The 26,218-nt window shown below is 68.0% G+C and carries 16 protein-coding genes; 8 read left to right on the top strand and 8 right to left on the bottom strand.

What is annotated here, in order from left to right; all coding sequences use genetic code 11:
- Nucleotides 1-58 precede the first annotated feature (58 nt).
- Entirely contained in the window at nt 59-1,456 is a 1,398-nt protein-coding gene (locus ACPEH8_RS17135; RefSeq protein WP_153165107.1) for a cytochrome ubiquinol oxidase subunit I, read from the top strand.
- Nucleotide 1,457: 1 nt separating this feature from the next.
- Nucleotides 1,458-2,471, top strand: a complete 1,014-nt coding sequence (gene cydB / locus ACPEH8_RS17140) for a cytochrome d ubiquinol oxidase subunit II (protein ID WP_017356965.1) — start codon at nt 1,458-1,460, stop codon at nt 2,469-2,471.
- 27 nt (nt 2,472-2,498) lie between these two features.
- Here cydB and ACPEH8_RS17145 read toward each other — a convergent pair whose 3' ends face one another.
- A complete protein-coding gene (locus ACPEH8_RS17145; protein WP_017356964.1) occupies nt 2,499-3,521 on the bottom strand; it encodes a hypothetical protein in 1,023 nt (340 codons plus the stop codon).
- Between the two features lie 242 nt (nt 3,522-3,763).
- Between ACPEH8_RS17145 and ACPEH8_RS17150 the strand changes: the two genes are divergently transcribed.
- Nucleotides 3,764-4,036 (top strand): YcgL domain-containing protein, encoded by a 273-nt coding sequence (locus ACPEH8_RS17150; RefSeq protein ID WP_136006085.1) that lies wholly within the window; start codon nt 3,764-3,766, stop codon nt 4,034-4,036.
- The gene (locus ACPEH8_RS17155; protein WP_136006083.1) at nt 4,033-7,371 is read left to right on the top strand and encodes an ankyrin repeat domain-containing protein; all 3,339 of its coding nucleotides are present in this window, start codon (nt 4,033-4,035) and stop codon (nt 7,369-7,371) included. Before ACPEH8_RS17150 ends, ACPEH8_RS17155 begins: the two co-directional genes overlap by 4 nt.
- Before the next feature lie 15 nt (nt 7,372-7,386).
- On the opposite strand, the gene ACPEH8_RS17160 is transcribed toward ACPEH8_RS17155, so the two are convergent.
- Complete coding sequence (locus ACPEH8_RS17160; protein ID WP_423667628.1) at nt 7,387-9,189, bottom strand: monovalent cation:proton antiporter-2 (CPA2) family protein; 1,803 nt, start codon at nt 9,187-9,189, stop codon at nt 7,387-7,389.
- Between the two features lie 370 nt (nt 9,190-9,559).
- Between ACPEH8_RS17160 and mgtE the strand changes: the two genes are divergently transcribed.
- On the top strand, nt 9,560-10,930 hold the full coding sequence (gene mgtE, locus ACPEH8_RS17165; protein WP_017354769.1) for a magnesium transporter: 1,371 nt from the start codon (nt 9,560-9,562) through the stop codon (nt 10,928-10,930).
- A 117-nt stretch (nt 10,931-11,047) separates the two neighbouring features.
- The gene (locus tag ACPEH8_RS17170) at nt 11,048-13,765 is read left to right on the top strand and encodes a bifunctional acetate--CoA ligase family protein/GNAT family N-acetyltransferase (protein WP_153165105.1); all 2,718 of its coding nucleotides are present in this window, start codon (nt 11,048-11,050) and stop codon (nt 13,763-13,765) included.
- A 31-nt stretch (nt 13,766-13,796) separates the two neighbouring features.
- Here ACPEH8_RS17170 and ACPEH8_RS17175 read toward each other — a convergent pair whose 3' ends face one another.
- Genes ACPEH8_RS17175 through ACPEH8_RS17185 form a run of 3 tightly spaced genes read right to left on the bottom strand, consistent with a single transcriptional unit; the run spans nt 13,797 to nt 19,951 of the window.
- Nucleotides 13,797-14,156, bottom strand: a complete 360-nt coding sequence (locus ACPEH8_RS17175; protein WP_136006075.1) for a hypothetical protein — start codon at nt 14,154-14,156, stop codon at nt 13,797-13,799.
- A complete protein-coding gene (locus tag ACPEH8_RS17180) occupies nt 14,156-17,626 on the bottom strand; it encodes an RHS repeat domain-containing protein (protein ID WP_423667631.1) in 3,471 nt (1,156 codons plus the stop codon). The genes ACPEH8_RS17175 and ACPEH8_RS17180 overlap by 1 nt, the downstream gene beginning before the upstream one ends.
- A gap of 15 nt (nt 17,627-17,641) precedes the next feature.
- Nucleotides 17,642-19,951: a hypothetical protein gene (locus ACPEH8_RS17185; protein WP_153165103.1), complete on the bottom strand. Its 2,310-nt coding sequence runs from the start codon at nt 19,949-19,951 to the stop codon at nt 17,642-17,644.
- A 226-nt stretch (nt 19,952-20,177) separates the two neighbouring features.
- Here ACPEH8_RS17185 and ACPEH8_RS17190 point away from each other — a divergent pair, with 226 nt between their 5' ends.
- Complete coding sequence (locus ACPEH8_RS17190; protein ID WP_136006070.1) at nt 20,178-20,876, top strand: alpha/beta fold hydrolase; 699 nt, start codon at nt 20,178-20,180, stop codon at nt 20,874-20,876.
- Nucleotides 20,877-20,886: 10 nt separating this feature from the next.
- Here the strand turns inward: ACPEH8_RS17190 and dkgB are convergent, their stop codons facing one another.
- Both dkgB and ACPEH8_RS17200 read right to left on the bottom strand, forming a co-directional pair.
- Nucleotides 20,887-21,690 carry a 2,5-didehydrogluconate reductase DkgB gene (dkgB, locus tag ACPEH8_RS17195; RefSeq protein WP_136006068.1) on the bottom strand — a complete coding sequence of 268 codons (804 nt, stop codon included), beginning with the start codon at nt 21,688-21,690 and terminating at the stop codon, nt 20,887-20,889.
- Nucleotides 21,691-21,777: 87 nt separating this feature from the next.
- Nucleotides 21,778-22,992: an MFS transporter gene (locus ACPEH8_RS17200; protein WP_017354764.1), complete on the bottom strand. Its 1,215-nt coding sequence runs from the start codon at nt 22,990-22,992 to the stop codon at nt 21,778-21,780.
- A 128-nt stretch (nt 22,993-23,120) separates the two neighbouring features.
- Between ACPEH8_RS17200 and ACPEH8_RS17205 the strand changes: the two genes are divergently transcribed.
- A complete protein-coding gene (locus tag ACPEH8_RS17205; protein WP_017354763.1) occupies nt 23,121-24,020 on the top strand; it encodes a LysR substrate-binding domain-containing protein in 900 nt (299 codons plus the stop codon).
- Between the two features lie 30 nt (nt 24,021-24,050).
- On the opposite strand, the gene ACPEH8_RS17210 is transcribed toward ACPEH8_RS17205, so the two are convergent.
- Complete coding sequence (locus tag ACPEH8_RS17210; protein ID WP_153165101.1) at nt 24,051-26,183, bottom strand: methyl-accepting chemotaxis protein; 2,133 nt, start codon at nt 26,181-26,183, stop codon at nt 24,051-24,053.
- Nucleotides 26,184-26,218: the final 35 nt, after the last annotated feature.

A 26,218-nucleotide genomic window follows, 5' to 3' on the forward strand; every position in this document is an offset into this window, starting at 1 on the left:
CTTTAACGAATACCGGCCCAGAATGGTGCGGATTCCAGAGTGCAGGCGGAGGCGTCAGGTGGACGCGTTGTTGTTGTCGCGGATCCAGTTCGGGTTCGTCATCAGTTTCCATGTGCTGTTCCCGGCCTTCACCATCGGTACGGCCAGTTGGCTGGCGTTCGTGGAATGGCGTTGGCTGCGCACCCGCAACCCGGTGTGGCGCGAGCTGTACTTTTTCTGGCAGAAGATCTTCGCCGTGTCCTTCGGCATGGGCGTGGTCAGCGGCATCGTGATGGCCTTCCAGTTCGGCACGAACTGGCCGCGGCTGAGCGAGGTGGCCGGCAGCGTGATCGGCCCGCTGCTTACCTATGAGGTGCTCACCGCCTTCTTCCTGGAAGCCAGCTTCCTGGGCGTGATGATGTTCGGCTGGGGCCGGGTGTCGCCGCGCCTGCACTTTTTCTCAACCTGCATGGTGGCGCTGGGCACGCTGTTCTCCACGTTCTGGATCCTGTCGTCCAACAGCTGGCTGCAGACGCCGGCCGGGTATGCGCTGATCGACGGGATCGTGCACCCGCAGGACTGGTGGCAGGTGGTGTTCAACCCCTCCTTCCCGTACCGCCTGGCACACATGGCGCTGGGGTCGTTCATCACCACCTGCTTCGTGATTGGCGGGGTGGGGGCGTGGTATTTGCGCAAGGGCACCCACGTGGAGGCCGGCCGCACCATGCTGCTGGCAGCGGTGGCGTTTGCCGCGCTGACCGTGCCGGTGCAGATATTCGTTGGCGACATGCATGGCCTGAATACGCTCAAGCACCAGCCGATGAAGATCGCGGCGATGGAAGCGCACTGGCACGCCGAAGGCGAGGGCAAGGGCGTGCCGCTGGTGGTGTTCGCCCTGCCCAATGAAAAGGCGGAGCGCAACGATTACGAGATCGCCATTCCGCGCCTGGGCAGCCTGATTCTCACCCACTCGATGGACGGCACCTTTGACCCGCTCACCTCGGTGCCGGCCAGCGAGCGTCCGCCGGTGGTGCCGGTGTTCTTCGCGTTCCGGATCATGGTCGGGCTGGGCACGTTGATGCTGGTGCTGGCCTGGGTGTCGGCGTTCCAGTGGTGGCGAGGGCGGTTGCTGCAGTCGCGCTGGTTGATCCGTGGCTGGAACTGGATGCTGCCGAGCGGCTTCATCGCGCTGCTCTCGGGATGGTTTGTGACCGAGATGGGCCGCCAACCCTGGGTGGTGTATGGCGTGCTGCGTACCGCCGACGCGGTCGGGCCGCAGAGCCTGTGGATGACGGCGCTGTCGTTGGGGGTTTATGTGGTGGGCTACGCCTTCGTGTTCGGCTGGGGCATCTGGTATCTGGTCAAGATCATCCGCACCGGGCCCAAGCCGCATGATCCGGCACCTGCGCTGGACGCCGGCAGCCATACCCCGGCACGGCCGCTGTCGGCCGCCGACGAACCGCTGGAGGAGCGCTGACATGGAGATGACAACGTGGCTGCCGGTCGCGTGGTTCGCGGTGATTGGCTTTGGCGTGCTGATGTATGTGGTGCTGGACGGCTTTGTGTTGGGCATCGGCATCCTGGCGCCGATGGCCGAGGACGAGGAACAGCTCGATGTGATGATGAATACTGCCGCACCGATCTGGGACGGCAACGAGACCTGGCTGGTGCTGGGTGGGGCGGGGCTGATGGCCGCCTTCCCCAAGGCCTACGCGGCGATGCTGTCGGCACTGTACCTGCCGGTGCTGCTGCTGGTGGTGGCGCTGGTGTTCCGCGGGGTGGCGTTCGAGTTCCGGTTCAAGGCGCATCGTTCGCGCCGCCTGTGGAGCGTGGCCTTCGGGCTGGGCTCGTTGTTGGCGGCCTTCGCCCAAGGGGTGATCCTTGGCGCCCTGGTGCAGGGCCTGCAGGTGGTGGACGGGCGCTATGTCGGCGGCGCGTTCGGCTGGTTCAGCCCGTTCTCGATGCTGACCGGGGCGGCGGTGGTGTTCGGGTACGCGCTGCTGGGCAGCACCTGGCTGATCCTCAAGACCGAGGGCCGCGAGCAGGCCTTCGCGCGCACGCTGACCCGGCCGCTGGTCGTGGCGGTGATCGTGTTCATGGGGCTGGTCAGTGCGTGGCTGCCGTTCCTGGATTCGCGACTGATGGCGCGCTGGTTCAGCGATGGCAACTTCTGGTGGCTGTCGCCCGTGCCGCTGCTCACGCTGGCCGTGGCGGTGGCGCTGTGGCGCAGCGCGATGCACCCGCGCCGCGACCTGCCGCCGTTCCTGCTGACGCTGGGGCTGTTCGTGCTGGGCTTCATCGGACTGGTGCTGGGCATGTGGCCGTACCTGCTGCCGCCTAGCATGACCTTGTGGCAGGCGGCCGCGCCGGCGTCCTCGCTGGGCTTCAGTCTGGTCGGGCTGGTGGTGCTGCTGCCGGTGATCCTGGGCTACACCGCGTGGTCGTACCGGGTGTTCCGCGGCAAGGTGACCGCAGACGCTGGCTATCACTGACCGGGTGGCCGCGCCGCGCGCGTGGCGCTACCGGTGCAGGCCTTCGATCTCGACCAGCAGTTCGGCCCGGCACACCTCGGCGTGGAGCACCACGAACGCAGGCGCTGCCGGCAGGGCGGCCAGTTGCGCAGCCACCGCGTCCAGGTCGCCGGCATTGCGCACGTAGACCTTCAGCAGCGAGGCGCTGCCCAGCGTCGGCGACAATGCCGGCCGCTGGCCACGTGCGGCATCCACCAGGCTTTGCAGGTTGGTCAGCGTCTCAGCCAGCTGTTCCGCCAGCGCGCCGGTGTGCTGCGAGGCATGCCCGATGATCGCCGCCGTGCCGGACTGCAGCAGCGGCAGGCCGGTCGCCAGCGGCGGCAGCAGGGCCCGCGCGAAGCTCGGCGCCTGTGGCCCGTACTGGCGCGGGTAGCGGAACGCACTGACCTGGCGGGGATTCTCGAGCGGCACACCGGGTTCGCGGGCGGACAGCCAGTACACCTGCAGCCGGCGCACGCCGTCGACGCGGCCGATGCAGGTGGCGGCGGGCAGAGCGGCTTCGTCCAGCGTCTGCAGACCCCGAACGCGGCCCACGCAGAAGCGGCGGTAGCGCTCCTGATCGCCGTCGCCTTCCGTTACGGCGTCGAGGTAGTTCCACGTGCGCAGCAGGTGCGGGTACTCCCCCTGCGCCAGAAAGCCGCTCATCCGCGCGTAGGCCTGCTCGGCAGCAGCAGCGATATCGCCGTCCACTTCGTCGATCTCCAGCACGCCGAACTGCACCGTCCCGTTGCGCGACCAGCGTATCGTACCGGCGCAGCCGTACTGGACCGGGTCGGCGCTGCGCCAGATCTCGATGCGGGCAGGGCCATGCGCGGCCAGCGGTACCTGCAGCCAGCGGGGGTCGTCCGCCGGCATCGGCGAGGTACCGAAGCCGAACACGACCAGGGTGTGCGGATCGGACAGAGCATCGTCGCGGGCGGCAGCCGGCGCATAGCGTGCATCGAACAGCGCGGGGCCGGGCGGAATGAGCGCGTGCGCCGGCGGGGATGCGTTGTCGAGAGCGCTGCTCATTCCAGAGTGTCAAAGCTGCCAGTGCCAAGACGGGCATGATAGCGTGCGCTCCTTTCACGGCACCGCCGCCCGGCCCAGGCATGGTACGGGGTGCGATCCGGAACTGAACGGGTCCGCGACATTGATGAACCTGAATCTGCCGCGCGCCGGAAAACCGCCGTCGGCGCATCGCCGCAGCTTTCGCCCTTGCGCGGTTTCATCCACAATCATCCCACTCACTCCCAGGGCAAAGCCCCGCGGGCATGCAAGCCTACGTATATAAAAGCCAACGCAAGCAGGACACCTACGTCTACCTCGCCGTCCGCGATGACTTCAGCGCCGTTCCTGACGCACTGAAGGCCACGCTGGCGCCGTTCGCGTTCGTCCTGGAAGTTGCCCTTACTCCCGACCGTCGTCTTGCCCTGGCCGACGCCGCGCAGGTGCGCGCGAATCTGGCCGAGCGCGGCTTCCATCTGCAGATGCCGCCCCCGCCGGTCGCGCCGGTGCGGGTACCGCGCCGCGATGACCCGCGATGACTGACCTTCGGCCCTCCCGCGCCGCTGCCATCGCGATCGCCGTCGGCGGCCTGCTGGCGCTGGCGGCGGTGCTTGGGGGCGTGCCTGGCGCGCTGGCGGCCGCCCTGGCACAGCCGGCGTTCGCCCTCGGCGTGTCCTGGTGGCGCCGCACGCGCGCCGTGCCTGCACTGCCGATACTGGTGCGCCGCGATCTTCCCGCGCTCCTCGCCCTGTGGCTGCCGGGTCCGCTGCTGCTCGCCGCGCTGGTCGCCTGGCCGCTCGCCGCACTGCATGACAGCGGCAGCCTCGGCGCGGTGCTGGGGCTGAGCGTAGCGGTCAGTGCCGCCCTGCTCGGTGTCTGGCGCACCTGGCCGGTGTGGAACGATATCGAACGCTGCGATGGCAGCCTGGCGCGCCACTGGCAGACTTTGGCCAACCGCGACCTCACGGCATGGCGCGGCTTGGGCGTGGCGGCCGTGGTCGTGGCGGTGTGCGCCCTGGTCGTCCTGCCCGCCTGGCCGGGCCTGGTGCCTGACGGCCTGCGCTGGCCGCTGGCCGTGGCCACGCTGCTGCTGTCGCCGCTGGCCCATCTCCTGCTGCAGACCGTGCAGCCCGCCGACGCCCTGTCCGACGCGGTATCGCGCTCGCCGGATGCCCGCACCGATGCCGACCTGCTGGCCGACAGCGCGCAGCCGCCACGTCCGCTGGAACCGCTCGGACAACATGAACGCCTGCCGGCACTGTATGAGGCCGCGCGCAGCGGTCGGGTGGATCGCGCCCTGCAACTGCTGCAGGCCGGCGCGGACCCCCACGGCCTGCCCGATCCGCAATGGCGCGACCAGCGCAGCCTGGCCGTGCTGGCGGCGGTGCTGCCCGACCTGCGCCTGCTGCGCGAACTGATCGCCCGCGGCGTGGACATCAACGCCTCGCCGCGCGGCATGACGCCGCTGCTGGCCGCCACCCGCGACAGCTGGCACGGGCGGCCGGAAGCTGTGATGACCCTGCTGGCCAACGGCGCCGATTCGCGCGCGGCCGACAGCGACGGCAATACCCCCCTTCACCACGCTGCACGCAGTTCCGATCCGGGCGTGGCCGCGCTGCTGCGCGACGCGGCCGCCGAGGTGGATGCGCTCAATCTGGATGGCTGGTCCCCGCTCGCGGTGGCCTGCCAGGTCGGCAACTGGCGGCTGGCGCGCTTCCTGCTGGAGCGTGGTGCCAAGACCGAACCGGCCGACGGCACCCCCGTTCTGCTGGCGGCAGCCGGCACCGAGGAAGACGATCCGGCCGGTGTGCAGCTGCTGCTCAAGCACAAGGCCCGGGCCGACGCGCGTGACCGCCAGCGGCGCAGCGCGCTGCACGAAGCGGCACTGGCCGGCCACGTGGACATCATCGATGTGCTGCTCGCCGCCGGCGCGAACCTGGAAGCGCGCGACGCCCTTGCGCGGACGCCGTGGCTGGAGGCCGCCCGTGGCGGCCGTGCCGCCGTGGTCGAACACCTGCTGCCGCACCATCCCGACCTCAACGCCGTGGACGGCGAAGGCCGCAATGCGGTGCTGCTGGCCTGCATGGCCGACACCGTGTCGCCGCTGCTGGTCCGCCGCCTGCTGGACCTCGGCATTCCGGCCGACGCGGCCGATCCGCAGGGCCGGCGCGCGGTCGACATCGCTGCGGGTGCCGGCCGCTGGGCGATCGTGTCGTTGCTGGATCCGTCCTATCCCCTCCCGGCTGCGGTCAGCGATGGCCTGACCAGCGGCGGCGATGCCGATCCCACCGCGAACGCACTGCCGGACCGCCCCCCGCTGGATCTGCTGCGCGAAGCGCTCGGTTTCGGCAACGTCGAGGGCATGCCGGCGCTGGCGCGCCTGTGCGGTGCCGACGAACTGGGCGCCCTGCTGCACGATGGCGAGCTGGCACTGGACCCGCATGCCGTGGATTGGCTGCTCCAGCACGGCGCCGCCCCGGAGGTGCTCGACGCCTGCGGCGACACCCCCATGTTCGCGCTGCTCGCACGCGGCATCGATGCCGTGCCGGCGTTGCAGGTGCTGCTGCGCCACGGCCTGTCGCCGGCCGGTCGTGGCGGCCTGGCGCGCCTGCTCAGCGCCTGCGCACAGCATGACCATGCGTCGCGCGGGCTGGAGCAGCTCGCGCTGGAACTGCTGGAACGCGGTGCCGATCCCTTCGCCGCGTCACCGGCCGGTGACCCGCCGCTGTCGCTCGCGGTGCGGCTGGGCTGGTTGCGGCTGCAGCAGGCGCTGCTGGCACTGGGCGTGGACCGCGAAGCCCGTGACAGCCACGGCATGACCGCCCTGCACCTGGCGACCGCGCTGGCCCGCGAAGGGTCGATCAAGCTGCTGGTGCAGCAGGGCGCCTCGCCGGAAGCGCGGGCCGCCGACGGCCAGACGCCGCTCGGTGTGGCCTTGTCCATCGGTCGCCGCGATCTGGCCGACTGGCTGGACTGGCGCGTGTGGCCGCTGCCGCGCCGCGCGCTGCGCGATGGTGATCTGCCCGCAGCGGCGATGGCCGGCGATGCCGATGCCGTTCGCCGCCTGATCGACCTGGGCTTCGCCGTGGACGCGGTTGACGCGCAGGGCTGCACCGCGCTGCTGCGCGCGTCCGGCGGTGGCCACCTGGCGGTGGTCGACCTGCTGCTGGCCCGTGGCGCCAATCCGCAGCACGCAGCCGCGAGCGGTGCGACGCCGTTGTCGGCGGCGGTCAGCATGCGTCAGATCGAAATCGTCTCGGCGCTGCTCGATGCCGGGGCCGAACTGGAATACCGCCTGCCGGGCGGAGTGACCGTGCTGATGCTGGCCTCGGCGCTGGGCCTGCCGGATATCGTTGCGCGGCTGCTCACGGCCGGTGCCAACGTGCATGCCGGTGATGCCCAGCAACTCGGGCCGCTGCATTGCGCGGCCCTGTACGGCTTCAGTGCGCGCGACCGTTCGCGCCTGCTGGCGCTGCTGGATACGCTGCTGCTGGCCGGTGCCGAACCGGACCAGGCCGCGGCCGGCTCGGTGACGCCGCTGCTGCTGTTGCTCGGCGCCCGCGCCGAACCGGGTACTGCCTGCGACGAGCAGGTGGTACTGGCTGCCGTCGAGCGCCTGCTCGATGAGGACGTCTCGCTGGACGTGCGCGATCCGCGTGGATTTGGCCCGCTGCACCTGGCCGCGCTGCATGGCCTGCCATTGCTCGTGCAGCGGTTGCTGCGTGCAGGTGCCGATCCGGACGTGCGCGACGCGCTCAACCGCAGCCCGCGCGAAATCGCGGTGATGCGTGGCTTCATCGATGTGGCCGGCGAGTTCGAACCGCTGGTGCCGGGCGTGTCGTCGATGGCCCGCTTCCTGCGCGACAACGGCTGACCCCGACGCGGGCGTTTACCCGCGTCGGTCGTTGTCGGGCGTGCGGTCGCGTCCGGCATCCGCTTCGAACAGGTGCATCAGGTCCGCGCGCGCATCGCGCGAGGTCTGGATGACCGCCGCTTCGTCGTCGTAGACCAGGTACTGGTCGCGCAGCAGTTTCTCGTCGTGCTCGCGGAACCGCTGCACGTGGCTGCGCGCGGTATCGGCCGGAATGCCCAGTGCAATCAGCATGCGCTCGCTCAGCTCCAGGCTGGTGCCGAACACCTCGCGGAACGGTTCGGCGGACATGTCCATCAACCGCCACGCATGCTGGCGGTTGCGTGCGCGCACCAGCACCACGGCATTGGGATACATGCGCCGGATCAGGCGCGTGGCGCGCATGTTCGCGTCCGGATCGTCCAGGGTCACCACGTAGACGCGGATGAACTCGCCGCCGGCCGCGCGCAGCATCTCCGGCCGGGTCGGATCGCCGTAGTAGAGCTTGTTGCCGAACCGGCGCAGGTCCGAGACCGTGTCGGGGTTGGATTCCAGTGCCACGAACGGGATCTTCTGCGCGGTCAGCAGGCGCGCCACCACCTGGCCGAAGCGGCCCATGCCGGCGATCATCACCTGCGGCTGGCTGCCTTCGGTATCCACCGTATCGGCCGGACGCGCGCTCGCCTTGGGGGCATCGTCGCGCCCGAGCAGGCGCAGCAGGGCGATCATCAGCAGCGGCGTGATTGCCATCGACAGGCCCACGATCGCGACCAGCCGATCATGGTTGGCGCTGCCCAGCAGGTGCGCGCGCTGCGCTTCGTTGAACACCACGAAGGCGAACTCGCCGCCCAGCCACAGCACACTGCCCAGCAGTACCGCGTGCCGCGTACGCAGCTTGGCAAGCTTGCCGATGATGAGCAGCAGGCCGAACTTCACCAACAGCAGGATGGCCACGCCGGCAGCGATCATCGCCGGTTCGGCGACGATGCGGTCCAGGTCGATACCCATGCCCACGGCGATGAAGAACAGGCCCAGCAGCAGTCCCTTGAACGGTTCGATCTGCGATTCCAGTTCATGCCGGAACTCCGAGTCGGACAGCAGCACGCCGGCCAGGAAGGCACCCAGGCTGGGGCTCAGCCCGGCTTCCTGCATGAACCACGCCGTGCCCAGCACGACCAGCAGCGCCATCGCGGTGAACACTTCCGGGCTGCGCGTGCGCGCGATGATGTTGAACAGCCGGCGCAGCACCGGACGCCCGCACAGGATCACCACCGCCAGCGCACCGAGCGCCACGGCCACGTCGTTCCACTGCAGGGTGTCGTTGCGCGCGCCGCCGAGCAGCGGAATGGCGGCCAGCAGCGGAATGGCGATGAGGTCCTGGAACAGCAGGATCGCAAAGCCCAGGCGGCCGTAGTCGCTGTTGATCGCTTTGTGCTCGGACAGCAGCTGCAGGCCCACCGCGGTGGACGACAGCGCCAGCGCAATCCCCACGATCAACGCGCTCTTCCAGTGGAAGTGGTCGAGCAGCAGCAGGCCGCCGAGCACCAGCGCGCTCAGCGCAACCTGCAGGGCACCGGCCCCGAACACCGAGCGCCGCATCACCTTCAGCCGCGCCGGGGACAGCTCCAGGCCGATCACGAACAGCAGCATCACCACGCCGATCTCGGCCGCGCCCAGGATGCGGTCGGCGTCCTGCACGAAGCCCAGCCCGTCCGGGCCGAGCACGACACCGGCGGCGAGGTAGCCGAGCACGGCACCCAGCCCCAGCTTTTTGAACACCGGCACGGCAATCACCGCAGCCAGCAGCAGGACCAGGGCCAGCTCGAGCGCGCCGCTATGCATGGGAGGACCTGCTCATGACATTGATGACCCGCGTGGTTCAGGGGAACTTGCCCCGGTGGATCGAGGCCCCGGTGGATCGAGCCCCGCGGCCGCCGGCCGTGCGGCCATTATGCGACGCGCGCGCGACGGCAACGACAATCCCGCCGCAACGGCCCGCCGGCGCCGGGTTGACCTCGCCGCCGGGGAGGTCCAGACTGCCCGCCGCTGCTGGCGCGTCCGCGCCGTCGGCAGTACACCCATCCGGAGTCCCCAACCCATGTCCAGCGACAGTAGAAGTCGACCTTGCTCGACGCCAGCGATGGCTACCGCCTGACACGGGTCGGTTCGCCAGCGTTGGCGTTGCGCAATGCGACCCCGACAGGCGAATACGATGAACCAGAAAGACCTGCTGCGCCCGGTGGCTGATGCCGCCTCCCTGAGCGCGCCCCTCGATGCCTTCAACACCGCCGATGCGGTGGAATTCCTCAACACTCTGGAGCTGTCGCGCGCCGCCGACACGCTGGCGGCGTTGCCGTTGCCGCGTGCGGTGAAGATGCTTGAACAGCCCGAGCTCAACCGCGGCGGCGATCTGGTCGCCGCGATGCCGGTGGCCCGTGCCGCCGCGCTGCTCGGGCTGATGGCCGACGACCGCGCGACTGACATCGTCCATGAGCTGGACGCCGATGACCGCGCCCGGCTGATCCCGCTGCTGGCACCGGAGGCGCGCCAGTCGATCCAGCAGCTGCTGAGCTACCCCGCGCACACCGCCGGCGCATTGATGACCACCGAGTTCGTCAGCGTGCCCTCGGACTGGACCGTGGGCCGCACCCTGCAGCACATCCGCCAAGTCGAGCGCACCCGCGAGACCGTCTACGCCATCTACGTGCTGGACCCGCAGACCCGCGTCCTGGTGCAGGTGGTGACCATGCGCCGGCTGATCACCGGCCTCCCCGATGAACCCATTCTCGACGTGGCGCAGGTCAATCCCCCAGTGAGCGTGGACGCCATGCTCGACCAGGAGGAAGTGGCACAGCTGATCCGCCGTCACGACCTGCTCGCCATCCCCGTGGTGGATGCGCAGCGCCACGTGCTGGGCATCGTCACCGTGGATGACATTCTGGACGCGCTGATCGAGGAGTCCACCGAAGACGCGCACAAGTTCGGCGGCATGGAAGCGCTGGAAAAGCCGTACATGCAGATCGGCTTCTTCGAAATGCTGCGCAAGCGTGCCGGCTGGCTCAGCGTGCTGTTCCTCGGCGAAATGCTCACCGCCAGCGCGATGCAGCACTACGAAGACGAGCTGGCCCGCGCCGTGGTGCTGACCCTGTTCATTCCACTGATCATGAGCTCCGGCGGCAACTCCGGCTCGCAGGCCACCTCGCTGCTGATCCGCAGCCTGGCCCTGCGCGAACTGCGCCTGCGCGACTGGTGGCGGGTTGCGCTGCGCGAGATCCCCACGGGTGTCACCCTGGGTGCCATCCTTGGCGTGCTGGCCATCATCCGCATTGTGAGCTGGCAGCTGCTGGGCCTGCACGACTACGGCGAGCACTGGGCGCTGCTGGCGCTGACCATCGGTGCGGCGCTGGTCGGCATCGTCACCTTCGGCTCGCTGTCCGGCTCGATGCTGCCCTTCATCCTCAAGCGGCTCGGTTTCGACCCGGCCAGCGCATCGGCGCCATTTGTGGCCACGCTGGTCGATGTGACCGGCCTGGTGATCTATTTCAGCATCGCCGCGATGATCCTGAGCGGAACGCTGCTGTAACCGCAGCGACAGGCAGGCGCCGGGCCACGCCCGGCGCCTGTCATTGCGCCAGATCATCCCCACATCGCCGGCACGCGTGTACCGTGTAGCCACGTGTCCCGGTGACAGTTCGACCCCATGAGCACCTACCACCTGCAATCCGTGTTCCGCCCGCAGTCGGTCGCCGTGATCGGCGGCAGCCCGCGCGAGCGGTCCGCCGGCCGTGCCGTCATGCGCAACCTGCGCGCCACCGGGTTTCCCGGCAAGGTCGCCTGGATCAATCCGCGCTACGGCGAGATCGACGGCATCCGCACCGTCAAGCGGCTCAAGGACCTCGACTGGGTACCGGAACTGGTCGTCATCACCGCGCCGGCCAGCATCGTGCCGCAGGTGGTGGCCACGGCCGCCGCACGCGGCGTGGCCGCCGCCATCATTCTTACCGCCAACCTCGGCCAGGGCCCCGGCTCGCTCGCCGCGCAGGTCGAAGCGGCTGCGCGCGCCAAGGGCCTGCGTATCCTCGGGCCCCACTGCCTGGGCGTGATCGCGCCGCATGCGCGCCTCAATGCCAGCATCGCCGCCCACTTTCCGCAGGCCGGCGATCTGGCGCTGATCTCCGAGTCCAGTGCCATCGCCGCGGCACTGGTGGAGTGGGGCGTGGCACGCTCGGTCGGTTTCTCGGCCGTGGTCTCGCTCGGCGATACCCTGGATGTCGACTTCGGCGATCTGCTTGATTACTTCGCCACCGACTACCGCACCCGCGCCATCCTGCTCTACGTCGAACACATCCGCGACGCCCGCAAGTTCATGTCGGCCGCGCGCGCGGCCGCGCGTGCCAAACCGGTGGTGGTGGTGAAGTCCGGCCGCCACATCCGCATCGACCCCGATGCCGACACCCATGTGCAGGCACTGGCCAGCACCGATGCCGTGTACGGGGCCGCTTTCAGTCGCGCCGGGCTGCTTCGGGTGAGCGCGTTGGACGAACTGTTCACCGCCGCCGAAACCCTCGGCCGGCTCGGCACCTTCCCCGGCCGTCGGCTGGCCATCCTCAGCAACGGCGGCGGGGTAGGGCGGCTGGCGGTGGACCAGCTGCTGGCGCTGCGCGGCAGCCTGGCCGAGCTGTCCCCGGCCACCGTCGCCCAGCTCGATGCCGTGCTGCCCGAAGGCTGGTCGCGCGGCAATCCGGTGGACATCGTGGTCGACGCCGATGGCGAGCGTTACGCGGCCGCCATCGAGGCGCTGATGTCCGACACCGGCAACGACGCGCTGCTGGTGGTCAACGTGCCCACCGCCTTCACCTCCTCGGCCGATGCCGCGCAGGCGCTCACCCGTACCCTGGGGCTGCGCCCCCGCCACCACCGCGACAAGCCCGTGTTCGCGGTCTGGCTGGGCAACGACGACCGTGCGACCGCCACGCTCAATGCCGCGCGGGTGCCCACCTATCCCACCGAAGCAGACGCCGTGCGAGGCTTCCAGCACCTGGTGCGCTACCGCGACGCGCAGGCCGCGCTGATGGAAACCCCGCCCAGCCTGCCCGAGGATTTCGTGGTGGACACGGCGGCGGCGCGGGCGCTGGTCGACACCGCGCTCGCCGCCGGGCAGCAGTGGCTCGATCCGATCGCCACCCACCAGCTGCTCACCGCCTACGGCATCCCCTCCGCACCGGTGATGCAGGCGCGCGACGCGCACGAGGCGATGGACCTGGCCCAACCGCTGCTGGAGCAGGGCGCCACCGTGGCCGTGAAGGTGTTCTCGGCCGACATCCCGCACAAATCCGATGTGGACGGCGTGCGCCTGAACCTGGGCACCCTGCAGTCGGTGCATGCTGCCGCCACCTCGATCCTGGAGCGCGCCCATCGCCTGCGCCCCGAGGCGCGCATCGACGGCGTGCTGGTACAGCCCACCATCGTGCGCCCGAAGGCGCGCGAGCTGATCGCCGGCATCGCCGACGACCCCACCTTCGGTCCGGTGGTGGTGTTCGGCCGCGGCGGTACCGCCGTCGAGGTGATCGACGACAAGGCGCTGGCGCTGCCGCCGCTGGATCTGCGCCTGTCGCACGAACTGATCGGCCGCACCCGGGTGTCGCGCATCCTCAAGGCGTACCGCGACGTACCCGCCGCCGATGAACGCGCCGTGGCACTGGTGCTGGTCAAGCTGGCGCAGCTGGCCGCCGACATCCCCGAGATCCGCACGCTGGACATCAATCCGCTGCTGGCCGACCGCGATGGCGTGATCGCGCTGGACGCGCGCGTGGCGATTGCCCCCTCGCGCAAACTGCACAAGGGCCGCGGCCACCCGCGCTTTGCCGTGTTCCCGTATCCCAAGGAGTGGGAACGCACGATCACCCTGTCCGATGGGGCACCCGCGTTCGTGCGTCCGGTGCGTCCCGAAGACGACGCGCTGTTCCGCGCGTTCTTCGCCCGCGTCACCGACGACGACCTGCGCCTGCGCTTCTTCCAGTCGGTCAAGCACTTCAGCCATGAGTTCATCGCGCGCCTGACCCAGCTCGACTACGCGCGCTCGATTGCCCTGGTCGCCATCGACCCGCGCAGCGGCGACATGCTCGGCGCAGTGCGCCTGCACGCCGATGCCGATTACGACCGCGGCGAGTACGGCATCCTGATCCGTTCCGATCTCAAGGGCCACGGCATCGGCTGGCGGCTGATGACGATCATGATCGAGTACGCCCAGTGGCTGGGCCTGAACGTCGTCGAAGGCCAGGTGCTGCGCGAGAACAGCACCATGTTGGCGATGTGCCAGAGCCTGGGCTTCAAGACCCGGCTGGACCCGGACGACTCGACGGTGATGGTGGTGACGCTGCCGGTGCAGGATGTACAGGTGCCCCAGGTACCGGTGTGAGCACCGCCCGGCAGCGTTGAAACGGCCGCCTCTACTGGAACTGGAACTCCTCGATCACCTTGCTGCACGTGGTGTCCAGCTCCACACTGAACGACTTGCGTTCATTCCTGCCCAGTGGATCTGCAAGATCGTCCTGATGCAGGACGGCAAAGCCGCGGCCACCGGCCAACGGCGGTGAGACGGACACCAGATAATCCGCCGGTGTCCACGACCGCGTACGCCGGACGTACGCGTTCACGACGCGTACGCACTCCGGGTATTTCTGTGCCTCCAGCACATTGGCCTTCACCATATCAGGCAGTGTCTGCAGCGCATCCTTGTCCGAGGCGTTGCACGCAGGGGATATGACAGCAAGACAAAGGCACAGCGCGAACGTCGGTACTCTGGACATCACTCGCCCCTCCGAACAGGTATGAATTCATAGCCCTCGTGGCTTCGGATCAGACCCGGTACGCCCATCTGCTGCATGAACGTGGCGTCGCCCGGGTTGCCGAACGGATCATACCCCTCCGCGCGCGTATTGGGATGCGTGTGGAAGAAGCCAAGCACCGTACAGCCGCAGAGGAACGGGTCCGGCTTGATCGTGGATTCCTGACTCATCCTGTCACGGCTGCCGGCAGGCAGTCGATAGAGCCAGGGCTGACGCTCGCCAATGGTCAGGACCACCCAGCCGCCGTTCTCGCGTTTGGTGGAGCCCGGCCTTCCCGAGCGCACTTCGGGCGCATTCGGCCTGGAATCCTCCCAGGCGCGCTCGGTCTCTTCCCGCAGCTTCGGATCCCGCGTCCATTCCGGGTCATTGCGTCCCACCGGCCACCCGACCCGCGCCCTGCCGCCGGTCTGCGTTGCGCCCCGCGCCGCGTTGCCGCCGCCATTCACTGTGGTGGCCATCGTGGTGAACTCGCCGGTGCTCATGCAGGTCCCATCCTTGTTGGCCAGGTGAGACCCGGTGCAGCGTCCATCCGGATCATGGTAGCGGTAGGGGTTGCTGTCGGCGTAGCGGTACCTGTTGAGCATGGCGACCGGGTTCATGAAGGTCGGCACGGGGTCCGGCGACAGGAACAGTGCGATCTGCGGATCGTAATAGCGCTGTTGCATGTACACCGTGCCTGAATCTGCGTCCTCCACATGACCGGTGAAGCCGGGCTTGCCATCGCTTACCCCGGCCGACATGCCGAAGGTGGTGTACTGGAGACGCTGGAGCACGGTTCCCTGGGCAGAGCTGTAGGCAATGGGACTTCCGAGGATGTCGTTGTGGACGTATTTGATCGAGGCAGTGCCGTCCTGGGCGGTCTCGATCGCGGCAACCGCAATGCCATCCAGGTAGACATGCGAAGTGTGGCGAAGCGCCTTCGACTCGAACTGGACGGCAAGCTTTCCGGAACGGGTATAGAAGTACCGGTTCGTGTCCTGGCCATCCGCTGCCCGGCGCTGGACTCGCCTGCCCGCGGCGTCGTAGGCATAGGTGGTCGAACCGGCCGACGCGATGAGCCGGTTGTTCGCATCGAACGTGAAGGTCCGCCCGTTCTTGTTGATCATGTTGCCCTGCGCATCGTACGCAAGGCCAATGATGGTCGCGCCCTCGTCGGTCCGGATGTTGGTCAGACGATTCGAGGCATCGTAGTAGTAGTTGAACGGCGTGGCTCCTGCGGTCGTCAGGCGCGTGAGGTTGTCGAAGTCATCGTAGGAGAATGACTGGTTGACCCCGGCCTCAGGCGACACGACGTTCAGTATCCGATCCACACCGTCATAGCTCATCTGGCGATTGAGGCCGCTCTGTCCGTCCAGATCCATCATGGAGCTGACATTGCCGCCCTTGTCGTACGCATAGGCGAGCCGCATGACGCCGGCGTCGCTCACCTGGCTGGGCAACAATCGCTCATTCAAGGTTCGCTGATGGCGAATGCCGTTTCCGTAGATGAACTCTGCGACGGTTCCGGTCGCACCACGCTTGACCCCCGAGACAAGTGTCCGTCCGGCGCTGTCGGTAATGGCCCGCGACCTGCCGAGCGCATCGGGATGGTGGTCGATGTGGAGACCGGACGGAAGGGTATAACCGGCCAGGGAGCCATTGGCATCGTAGGTATACGACATGGTCCAATCCGACTCGTTGCTGATGCTCGACGTCTCCGATGCCAGCGACCGGCGGCTGTTGTAGGTAAAGGTCGATACCGCCGAGATACCACCGCCGTTACTGGAGGAAATAGTGTTGATCAGCCCGTCAGGGGTGTACGCGATGTTCTGGTTGCCCAGTCCATCCGGCGACACGATCGCCGACAGCCGACCGTTCGCATCATAAGAGCGGGTGATCGCGCGCGGGGAGCCTGCGGCAGCCTGTTGATCACAGCTGCTTGTTGAAGGAAGCGCCAGCCCGCTGGCGGTCCACAGGATGCGCCCGGCTGCATCCAGGCCGACAGCGGTCGCCCCGGTCTCGGGTTCAATGCTTTTGCAGAGGCGATAGTGGGCGTCGTACACGTAATGGCGCTGAAGCGGAGCGCCGTTTCTTGAATCCCGCGCGATGCGGGTAATGACGCCGTAGGGGGTGCGATCAATCCGGGTAATGCGGGACTCGGGTTCTTCGATCAGCGTTTCCCGATCTGTCGCCGGATCCGAATAGGCCTGGTAGGTCGTCGTTGTCACGTTGTTGCGTGCATCGGAACGCTGGACCCGGTTTCCCGCCAGATAGATCTGGGCGGTGACCAGCGGGCCCTGTTCACTGTCCGCAGAGGTACCGGTCAACCTGCCCAGCGCATCGTAGGTGTAGGTGGTTCCCCGCAGCGGCGGAGGCGGAGGCGGGGGCGGTTCGCTCACCGTGATGGCGACGTTTGGCGTGAGCACGCCGAACCATTCCACGCCATCGCGCACCATGCGCCACTGGAAGTTGTAGACGCCCGGCTGCGCCGGTGCGACCACGGTCGCCTTGAACTCTCCGATCGCGCCCAAGGGCACGTCTGCCGTCTGTATCCGGTGGGTACCCCACAGGGTGTTGTCATGCGGGTTCTGCGCGCCGAGCGAATACGCCTGGCTGGCGCTCCACACATAGTCGCCGGTGTTCCGCATCCGGATGGTGACGGGATAGGACTTGCCCACCTCCATCGTTGTGGGTACCTCCTGCGAATCAAACTGTGAGGCGTTGATCGGATTGATGATGTATACGGAGAACACCTGCGTTGGCAGGCCGAAGGCGACCGTGTTCCGGCGCATCTGGAACTGGAAGTAGTAGTTGAATCCGTGCGTATTGAAAATCTTTGCGGTGATGTTGAACTGGAAGGTATACGACTGGCCGGGGGCCACGTCGTGGGAAATGCCCTGCGGGGTGAAGTCCCAGACGTAGCTGTCACCTCCGTTCACGAAATCGAGGAAGTAGCTTCCGGCGCGCCAGGTTGTTTCGCCGGTGTTGATCATCTGGATGGACATTGTCATGGGCCGCCCGGTTACCGGAGGTCCGACCGAAGAAATCGTGCCCGGCGCGGCGGCATCGATCGGCTCCGGTGGATTGTTGACTGTGATGACGACGGGGCCGCTGGACATCGGACGGTGGGTCATGTCGCCATCGGGCAGAATCCGGGTGGCGATCGCGCGGTACATGTACTCATAGCGACCGGGCGGAAGCCCACGTACAGGGATGGTCCCCTGCGGGATGACACTGATGGTCACCCCGTTCTGGGTGATCACGGTGTTCTCGATGAACTCCGCCTTGGGCCCGGAGGACACCGAATAGCTCACCTGGAGATCGAAGTTTGCAGGCGCGACGTACGTCGTCGTGGCCGGCCCGGTCAGGTTGATGGTTGCCTGCGCGGCGGCGTTGGAGGCGGTGAGTGCCGTCAGCAGCAGGAGGAAACGGAGGAGGGCATGTGCGCGCATTGGGGTCTCCATACCTCAGCGATAGCGACCGGGATACGATTCGTAGATCAGCCGATTGGCATGGTCGTACCGCCGTAGGATCTGGGACAGGGTTCCCGCCCTGTCTGCAGCGTCGTATTCCTCTTCCAGGACCGGCCTCAGCAACGCGTCGTAGTAGGTCACCTTGCGCCGGTTGCCTGTCGCTTCGGTTTCCTTCCAATGGCCGGCCGGTATGCCCAGCTCGGCTGTTGGCAGGCGCGAGAAGGTCATGGAGGTGGCATTCCAGGCCGTGCCGACATCGGCCGGGAGGGTGATCATGGAGAGCCTGCCCATCGAGTCGTAGGCGTAGCTGGTCTGGAGATTGTTCTCGTCCCGCGCGGCGCCCACCCAGCCGTTGTCGTCGACGGTGGCGCCGCGTGTGGTCCCGTCGGGGTTGATCACGTGCTGCGGAATGCCACGCTTCCACTGCTGAAGCCGGGTCATGCGGCCGGTGGGATCGGTGGCGGTTGCCACCGTGCCATCGCCGTTGTAGGTGAAGCTCACCTGCAGCAGTCCAAAGCTGAACTTCTCCAGCGGACGCAGCAGATCGTCATACGTCGCCGCAGACACGACCTGCCCGGAATCCTCGTTGTGTGTCGATGCCACCGCACCGAGGATCCAACGGGCCGGGTTGTCCAGGTATTGCCGTCGCTCGCGCATCACGCCCGAGGGGCCGCTTTGGGTGGTCAGCGTCGGCCTCGCAAACGCGTCCCACCCGTCGCTGGCGCGCCGGTACTGCGTGCTCTCCCGCACAGTGAGGCGCTCGGCAAGCGGCTGGACCAGACCGTCTGCGTACTGCATGAAATGCAGGCTGTTTCCAACACGCGCCGGGTAGTGCGCTCCGGCCGGCGGCGAGCTCAGATACCGCGAGCTGGTGCTTTCCAGTACAACGCCATCGCTCCCGGCGGTCTGGCGTTCAATGATCTTGCCTTCATCGACGAGGAACGTGTGGCCGAACCCGTAGCGGGTGGTCGAGCCATCGGGGTGGGTCACCGTCGACCAGCGGAGCGGTGTGGAGGGGTATCCGCCGGTGATCGACAGCTGTGTGCGCATTTCACCGAGCCCGGCGCCGGTGACCACTCGATCGGTCAGCGACCAGACGGAGTAGTAGTTGGGCTGCACCGGCGAGTAGCAGGCATCCAGCGTGGAGCGGAAGATGGTTTTGTATGCGAACGAGAACGTGGCGCGGGCGCCGCCGGGATGCGTGACGGTGTAGGCGTAGGGCCCGGTAACCTCGCCGATGATGGTATCGCAGGGCGTGGTTCCCTCCTGTGGCGGTGCCATCCAGGCCGGTCGAACGCTGCCCACCCAGTCGTAGCTCCAACGGGTGGCATCGGGAAGGATCACTGCCGCCAGGCCGCCATCGGTCGTGCTGGTCGGTTCGCGATACTGGTACTGCCACGTGCGCCCTGCGGTCGTGGCGCTGACCATGCGTCCATTCTGGTAGGCCAGGTCGATCCTGCGGCCGTCGTTGGACTGTATGGAGGCAAGGTTGTCGTTGACGTAGGTGTACGTGACCCAGTTGCCCTGCTGGTCCTCGACACGCGATGCGGCCAGGTACACCTTGTACTGGGGGACGGTGTGATATGTGCGCAGGCGGAAATTCGGCATCTGCCGGGTGATCATCGTGTCGAAGTAGTAACGCGTTCCATCCGGCATGACGGCAAGGAACCCTTCACCGGGCGCACCATTCTTGAGCTGGGGCAGGCAGCGGATGCGGATGTCCCCATCGGCGGCCCACGGATAGGTCTGACCATCTGCCGGCATCGGAATGGCTGCGGCCGCCTTCAGCATCAGCCGTGCGGGTTGTCCGGGCAGATGCAGGTTGTAGCCCGACCACATCTTCTCGATGTAGAAGTCACCCAGAATGGCGCTGTAGGGCGCCTGTTGCAGGCTGCACCGGGCATTGCGCGAGGGGTTGCCCTCGGCCGCCATCGTCCAGCCGTGACTGGTGAAGGTGCCCTCCAGGAACGGGGCCTCCAGCTGCCAGTCGTAGAGCGACCCGAAATCGAACAGGCGCGAGCCGGAAATAAAGTAGCGCTCATCGATCTGCCGGCTGCGGGTGAGCTCCACCTTCAAGGCGTTGTTGCCGGGAATGGAGATATCGGTGGCCGAGAACCGCGTTCCGCCATCCAGGTAGGAGATCTGCTCCCCAAATGCCTCACTGGCGTCCAGCGCGGCGGTGCGTCGTGCCTGCACCTTCTGCGCGTAGTCGGACACTTCTTCCAGATAGTTCTGGGCGTGGCTTGCGGTACACAGCCCAATACCGAGCAGCCCGCTGGCGAGCGTGAAAGTGAGACGGTTCATGCAAGTCCCCTGTGGCGGCGATCCGGCGCGATGAGCAGGCACCCCTGCTGCCCACGCGATGTTGGGGGCCATGTTCGCAATAGCGCGCGGTGCGCCGGACGTCGGGGATCTCTGATAATGATGTAGGTAGACACCTCCATCGGCTGTAAGAAAAATGGCCGGTGAAGTGCTGGCTCACTGCCACGCCACCCTTGGTCTGCCAACAGGCAGCAGCGACAATGTCCGGATGACGGACCGCATCCCCCTGCTGCTGCTCCCAGGCCTGCTCAACGACGCTGAACTCTGGCGCGGGCAGATCGCCGCGCTGTCCGACATCGCCGACTGCACGGTGGGCGACCAGACCCGTGGCGAGACGATGCAGGCGGTCGTGGACGACGTCCTGGCGCAGGCGCCGGACCGCTTCGCCCTGGCCGGGTTCTCGCTGGGCGGCTTCGTGGCCCAGCAGATCCTGCGGACTGCGCCGGAGCGTGTGCTGCGGCTGGCGTTGATCGATACCTCGATCCATGCCGATTCGCCGGAACGCGCTGCCCAGCGCCGGTCGCAGCGCGCCAGCGTGCGCCTGCCCGGCACTTTCCACGGCTTCGGCGACACACTGATGCGCAGCTACATCGATGCCTCGCGGCTGGACGACTATGTGCTGGTGCAGCGCGTGCGCGACATGACCGCCCGGCTGGGGGCGGCGGTGTTCCTGCGTCAAAGCGCGCTGGATCGCGTCGATGGTCACGACGTGCTGGCCCGCTACCGCGATCCGCTGCTGATCGTGTGCGGTGCCAACGACCGCATCACGCCGCTGGCCATCAGTGAGGAGATGCACGCCCTGGTGCCAGGCTCCACCCTGGTGGTGGTACCCGCCTGCGGGCACCTGGCGCCAATGGAGCAGCCGGATGAGGTGAGCGACGCGCTGCGCGGCTGGTTGCTCCGCTAGGCGCTGCCGGTCAATCCCAGTCCGGCGCGATCCCGTCGGGGTTGGCCAGGCGCTGGCCACGGTCCAGCGTCGCGATCTGCGCCATGTCCGCCTCGCCCAGGTGCAGGTCCGCCGCCAGCAGGTTGCTGGCCAGGTTCTCGCGCCTGGTGGAGGAGGGGATCACCGCGTAGCCCTGCTGCAGTGCCCAGGCCAGCGCGACCTGGGCCGGGGTGGCCTGGTGGCGGTCGGCGATGGCCTGGATCACCGGGTCCTTCAGCACCTCGCCGTAGGCCAGGCTCATGTAGGCGGTGACATGGATCCCCTGATCCTTCAGGAACGCGATCAACGCGCGGTTCTGCAGGTAGGGATGCACTTCGATCTGGTTGGTGGCGATGGCGTCGGCACCGAGAATCCCGATCGCCTGGCGGGTCTGCGCGATGGTGAAGTTGGAGATGCCGATCTGCCGGGTCAGGCCCAGCGCCTTCGCCTCGGCCAGCGCGCCCAGGTACTCGGCCATCGGCACGGCGTCCTTGGGCGAGGGCCAATGGATCAGCGTCAGCTCGACGTGGTCGGTGCGCAGCTTGCGCAGGCTTTCGCGCAGGCTTTCCAGCAAGGTGTCGTGGGCGACGTTGGCGATCCAGATCTTGGTGGTGAGGAACAGCTCGTCGCGGGCCAGGCCGGCGTCGGCGATGGCCTGGCCCACCTCGGCTTCGTTGTCGTAGATCTGCGCGGTATCGATGGCGCGGTAGCCCACGTCGAGCGCGTTGCGGACCGAGTCGATGACGGTCTGGCCCTTCAGGCGGAACGTGCCGAGGCCGAATGCGGGAATGCTCATGGAAACTCCTTCGTGCGGATGCGATGCAGGCTACGCCGTGCACCGTTGAATGATGCGCAGCAGACGGCAGGTCCGCTGCGCGAGCGATCAATGTGCGGTGACGGCGATGCCGTCGGCACGGTCGGCGACACCGTCGCGGCGGTCCAGCCGGCCGCTCAGCGCGGTCAGCCCGAAGGCACCCATCACCACCAGCGCACCCAGCCACGGGGTGTGCATGAGGCCGATGTGATCGACCACCAGGCCGCCCAGCGAGGCACCGAGCGCGATACCGACGTTGAAGGCGGCGATGTTCAGGCCCGAGGCGACGTCAGCCGCCTGGGGGGCGAAGCGCTGCGCCTGCTTGACCACGTACACCTGCAGCCCCGGCACGTTGCCGAAAGCCACCGCACCCAGCGCCAGCACGGTCAGCAGCACCAGCCAGGTGTTGTAGGCGGTGAAGGTCAGCATGAACAGCACGGCGGCCAGCAGAGCGAAGATCAGCTTCAGCGCCGGAATCGGCCCGCGGCGGTCGGCCAGGCGGCCGCCCCACAGGTTGCCGATCGCCACCGACACGCCGTACACCAGCAGCACGCCGCTGACCGCATTGGCCGAGAAGCCGGTGACGTCCTGCAGGATCGAGGCCAGGTACGTGAACGACAGGAAGGTGCCGCCGTAGCCCAGCGCGGTGATCGCATACACCAGCAGCAGGCGCGGCTGGGCCAGCACCGACAGCTGCTGGCCGAACGTGGCCGGTGCGCTGCGCTGCAGGTTGCGCGGCACGAACAGCAGGCTGCCGATCAGGGCGATCACGCCCAGCGCCGCCACGGCCAGGAAGGTGGCGCGCCAACCCAGATGCTGGCCGATGAAGGTGCCCAGCGGCACGCCGGTGACCAGGGCGACGGTGAGGCCGGTGAACATGATCGCGATCGCACTGGCGGCCTTTTCCTTGGGCACCACCGACGTGGCGATGATCGAGCCGATCGAGAAGAACACGCCGTGGGCCAGGCCGGTGAGCACGCGCGCCACGATCAGCGACCCATAGCCGGGCGCCATCCAGGCGATCACATTGCCCAGGGTGAACAGCACCATCAGCGCCACCAGCAGGGTTTTGCGCGGCACCCGGCCGGTGAGTGCGGTCAGCACCGGGGCGCCAATCGCCACGCCCAGGGCGTACAGGGAGACCAGCAGGCCGGCCGAGGGCAGGGAGACGCCGAGGTCGGCGGCGATGGTCGGGATCAGCCCGACGATGACGAATTCGGTGGTGCCGATGGCATACGCGCCAAGCGTAAGCGCCAGCAGGGCGAGGGGGATGCCACGGGACATGGTCGATTACCGGTGGGAAGAGAGGCTGCGCAGTCTGCGCGCCGCACTCGTGCCGAAAAAGCGGTCTTCACGCCAATGACTATTGCCTCATGGTCAATAATGGGCCTCGTCCGTTGAGTGCCCGTCCGATGAAAACCACCCTCGACGAAATGCAGGCCTTCATCGCGGTGATCGACAGCGGTTCGATCACCGCCGCGGCCGAACAGCTGGCGCAGACGCCCTCCGGGGTCAGCCGCGCGCTGGGACGGTTGGAAGAGAAGCTCGGTACCACCCTGCTGACCCGGACCACCCGCCGCCTGCAGCTCACCGAGGAAGGCGAGGCGTTCCTGGCCCAGGCCCGCGCCATCGTCGCCTCGGTGGAGGCGGCCGAAGAGCAGATCGCCGCGCGCCGCGAGCGGCCGGCCGGGCGGTTGCGGGTGGATGCGGCGATGCCCTTCGTGCTGCACGTGATCGCCCCGCTGGTTGCCAGCTATCGCGCGCGCTACCCGGAGGTGGCACTGGAACTCAACAGCAGCGAACGCTACATCGACCTGCTGGAACGCCGCACCGATGTCGCCCTACGGATCGGACCGCTGGCCGATTCCACGCTGCATGCGCGTCCGCTGGCGCACAGCCGGTTGCGGGTGCTGGCCAGCCCGGCGTACCTGCAGCAGCACGGCACACCGGCCCGCGTGGCCGACCTGCAGGCGCACACGCTGCTGGGCTTCAACGAACCGGATTCGCTCAACCATTGGCCGTTGCCGGGCGATACCGACGCGCTGCTGCATGTAAGGCCGGCAGTGGCGGTATCCAGTGGCGAAACCCTGCGCCGGCTGGCGCTGGAAGGCGTGGGCATCGTCTGCCTGTCCGACTTCATGACCCATCGCGACCGTGCGGACGGGACGCTGGTGCAGGTGCTGCCCACGCTCACGGTGGAGGTGCGCCAGCCCATCCACGCGGTGTACTACCGCAACACCGCCGTGTCGGCGCGGATCAGCTCCTTCCTCGACCACCTCGCCGCCGCGATGGTCGGCCCCCCCTACGTGTAGTGCCGGCCGCGGGCCGGCACGCGCCACCCGTTACGCCGCCTGCGGCACGCCCGGGCCGGCCGCCCGTCGGGTGTCCAGCACGAACACGTCCACCGCCGCGTTCAGCACGATTGCCTGCTCTTCCATGCTGCGTGCGGCCGCCGACGCTTCCTCCACCAGGGCTGCGTTCTGCTGCGTCGCTTCGTCCATGTGCACCACGGTCTGGTTGACCTGCTCGATGCCGGCCGACTGCTCCTGCGAGGCCGCGGAAATCTCGGCCATGATGTCGGTCACCCGTTGCACGCCGCCCACGATCTCCTGCATGGTCTGGCCCGCCTGGCGCACCAGGGCGGCTCCGGTCGCCACGTCCCCGACGGAGGCATCGATCAGACCCTTGATCTCCTTGGCGGCGGCGGCCGACCGTTGCGCCAGCGTGCGCACTTCGCTGGCCACCACCGCAAAGCCGCGGCCCTGGTCGCCGGCGCGCGCGGCTTCGACGGCGGCATTGAGCGCCAGGATGTTGGTCTGGAAGGCGATCCCGTCAATGACGCTGATGATGTCGGCGATGCGGCGCGACGAGGCTTCGATGGCCCCCATCGTGAGTACCACCTGCCCGACCACCTCACCGCCCTGCGTGGCCACTGCGTGTGCACCGATGGCGAGCTGGTTGGCCTGGCGGGCGTGCTCGGCGTTCTGGCGCACGGTCGAGGTCAGCTCTTCCATCGACGCGGCGGTTTCCTCCAGGTTCGCGGCCTGCTGTTCGGTGCGCTGCGACAGATCGCTGTTGCCGGCGGCGATCTCACTGGCTGCGGTCTGGATCGCCTGTGCGGCCTGCTTGATGTCGCCGACGATGCCGGTGAGCTGGCCACTGGTGCGCGCCACGTCGTCGCGCATGCGTGCGAACACCCCGTGGAAGTCGCCCTGCATGCGGGCGCCAAGATCGCCGCGCGCGATCGCCTGCAGCACCGCCGACACCTGGCCCAGATCCTGTTCGGTGGTCTGCATCAGCTGGTTGAGGCCGGCCACCATCTCGCGGAAATCGTGCGCATAGCGCGCTTCATCACCGCGTTGGCTGAAGTCGCCCGCCGCCGCCGCGCGGGCCAGGCGCTTGATCTCGGCGTTGATCGCGCCGAGATTGGCCTTGGCCGTGTCCAGCGCCTGGGTGATCACCGCCTTTTCGCCGGGCAGCCGTTCCATGTCCAGCGCCAGGTCGCCCACGGCATAGCGCCCCATGATCTCGATCGCACGCAGCTTGACCCGGATATGCGCATCGACCAGCGCGTTGACGTCGCGCACCATCTGCCCATAGCCGCCGGGGAAGGCGGCATCGTCCATGCGATAGCTGATCTGGCCGGCGTCATGGCGCGCGGCCATCGTGGCCTGGGCGGCCAGCACGTCTTTCAGGGTGCGGGTGACCGCGCTCATGGCCTGGCCAAGACGGCCGATCTCATCGCCGCTGCGGACCTGCACGGTGTGCTCCAGATCGCCACGTGCCACCGCACGCGCGGCCGCTTCCACCGCCAGCACCGGTGCGATCACCGCACGACGCAGCCAGATCGCCAGTATCCCCATCAACACCAGTGCCGCCAGCGCGGTCAGCGCCGCGCATACCACGAGCGTGCGCCGGGCCTGTTCCGAGCGCGCCTGCACCGCGCGCTCGGCCACCACGGCGGTGCGCTCACCCAGCGCATCCAGGGTGGCCCCGGGCGCGCGGTCCTTGCCGCGCACCAGCGCATCGCCGTCCAGCGGGCTGTAGCCGCTGGCGGCAAACGCCTCCAGAGCGCCGTGGTAGGCCTGCTGCAGGGCGGTGTGCTGGGCCAGGAACGTGCCGGCCAGGCGTGCGGTGTCCGCATCGTCGGCGCCGGCCAGCGCCTGCGCCAGGGCCTGTGCCTTGCGGCCTTGGGCATCGAAGGCGGCCAGATGGCGTTCGCGCAGGGCCGCGTCGCTGCCGCGGATCAGCACGTTCTTCCATTCCTGCACCTGCAGGCGGAACTCGCGTTGCAGCGTGTCGGCGCGTGCATTGCGGGCGACCTCGGCGGGTACCTCGGTGGACAGGTTCAACCAGGCCGAGCCGAGTCCGGCCAGGGCGCACACCACAACGATGAACAGGCCAAGCGACAGTGCGCCCAGCAACTTGAACTGCAGGCTCAGGGCACGCGCGGGTGCGGCGGACAACATGGACATGGACGTCAGGAAGTAGGGAAGGGCGATGCGGTATC

It is taken from the genome of Stenotrophomonas sp. NPDC077461 (assembly GCF_049545475.1).
In the GTDB taxonomy this organism is placed as follows: Bacteria; Pseudomonadota; Gammaproteobacteria; order Xanthomonadales; family Xanthomonadaceae; genus Stenotrophomonas; species Stenotrophomonas nematodicola.

Excerpts from the sequence above, each read along its gene's own strand:
- ACPEH8_RS17175 (WP_136006075.1), bottom strand. The coding sequence starts at position 14,156 with ATGTCCAGAGTACCGACGTTCGCGCTGTGCCTTTGTCTTGCTGTCATA.
- ACPEH8_RS17200 (WP_017354764.1), bottom strand. The coding sequence starts at position 22,992 with ATGTCCCGTGGCATCCCCCTCGCCCTGCTGGCGCTTACGCTTGGCGCG.
- ACPEH8_RS17210 (WP_153165101.1), bottom strand. The coding sequence starts at position 26,183 with ATGTCCATGTTGTCCGCCGCACCCGCGCGTGCCCTGAGCCTGCAGTTC.
- dkgB (WP_136006068.1), bottom strand. The coding sequence starts at position 21,690 with ATGAGCATTCCCGCATTCGGCCTCGGCACGTTCCGCCTGAAGGGCCAG.
- ACPEH8_RS17180 (WP_423667631.1), bottom strand. The coding sequence starts at position 17,626 with ATGCGCGCACATGCCCTCCTCCGTTTCCTCCTGCTGCTGACGGCACTC.
- ACPEH8_RS17150 (WP_136006085.1), top strand. The coding sequence starts at position 3,764 with ATGCAAGCCTACGTATATAAAAGCCAACGCAAGCAGGACACCTACGTC.
- ACPEH8_RS17170 (WP_153165105.1), top strand. The coding sequence starts at position 11,048 with ATGAGCACCTACCACCTGCAATCCGTGTTCCGCCCGCAGTCGGTCGCC.
- ACPEH8_RS17185 (WP_153165103.1), bottom strand. The coding sequence starts at position 19,951 with ATGAACCGTCTCACTTTCACGCTCGCCAGCGGGCTGCTCGGTATTGGG.
- ACPEH8_RS17160 (WP_423667628.1), bottom strand. The coding sequence starts at position 9,189 with ATGCATAGCGGCGCGCTCGAGCTGGCCCTGGTCCTGCTGCTGGCTGCG.
- ACPEH8_RS17145 (WP_017356964.1), bottom strand. The coding sequence starts at position 3,521 with ATGAGCAGCGCTCTCGACAACGCATCCCCGCCGGCGCACGCGCTCATT.
- ACPEH8_RS17190 (WP_136006070.1), top strand. The coding sequence starts at position 20,178 with ATGACGGACCGCATCCCCCTGCTGCTGCTCCCAGGCCTGCTCAACGAC.
- cydB (WP_017356965.1), top strand. The coding sequence starts at position 1,458 with ATGGAGATGACAACGTGGCTGCCGGTCGCGTGGTTCGCGGTGATTGGC.
- mgtE (WP_017354769.1), top strand. The coding sequence starts at position 9,560 with ATGAACCAGAAAGACCTGCTGCGCCCGGTGGCTGATGCCGCCTCCCTG.
- ACPEH8_RS17205 (WP_017354763.1), top strand. The coding sequence starts at position 23,121 with ATGAAAACCACCCTCGACGAAATGCAGGCCTTCATCGCGGTGATCGAC.
- ACPEH8_RS17155 (WP_136006083.1), top strand. The coding sequence starts at position 4,033 with ATGACTGACCTTCGGCCCTCCCGCGCCGCTGCCATCGCGATCGCCGTC.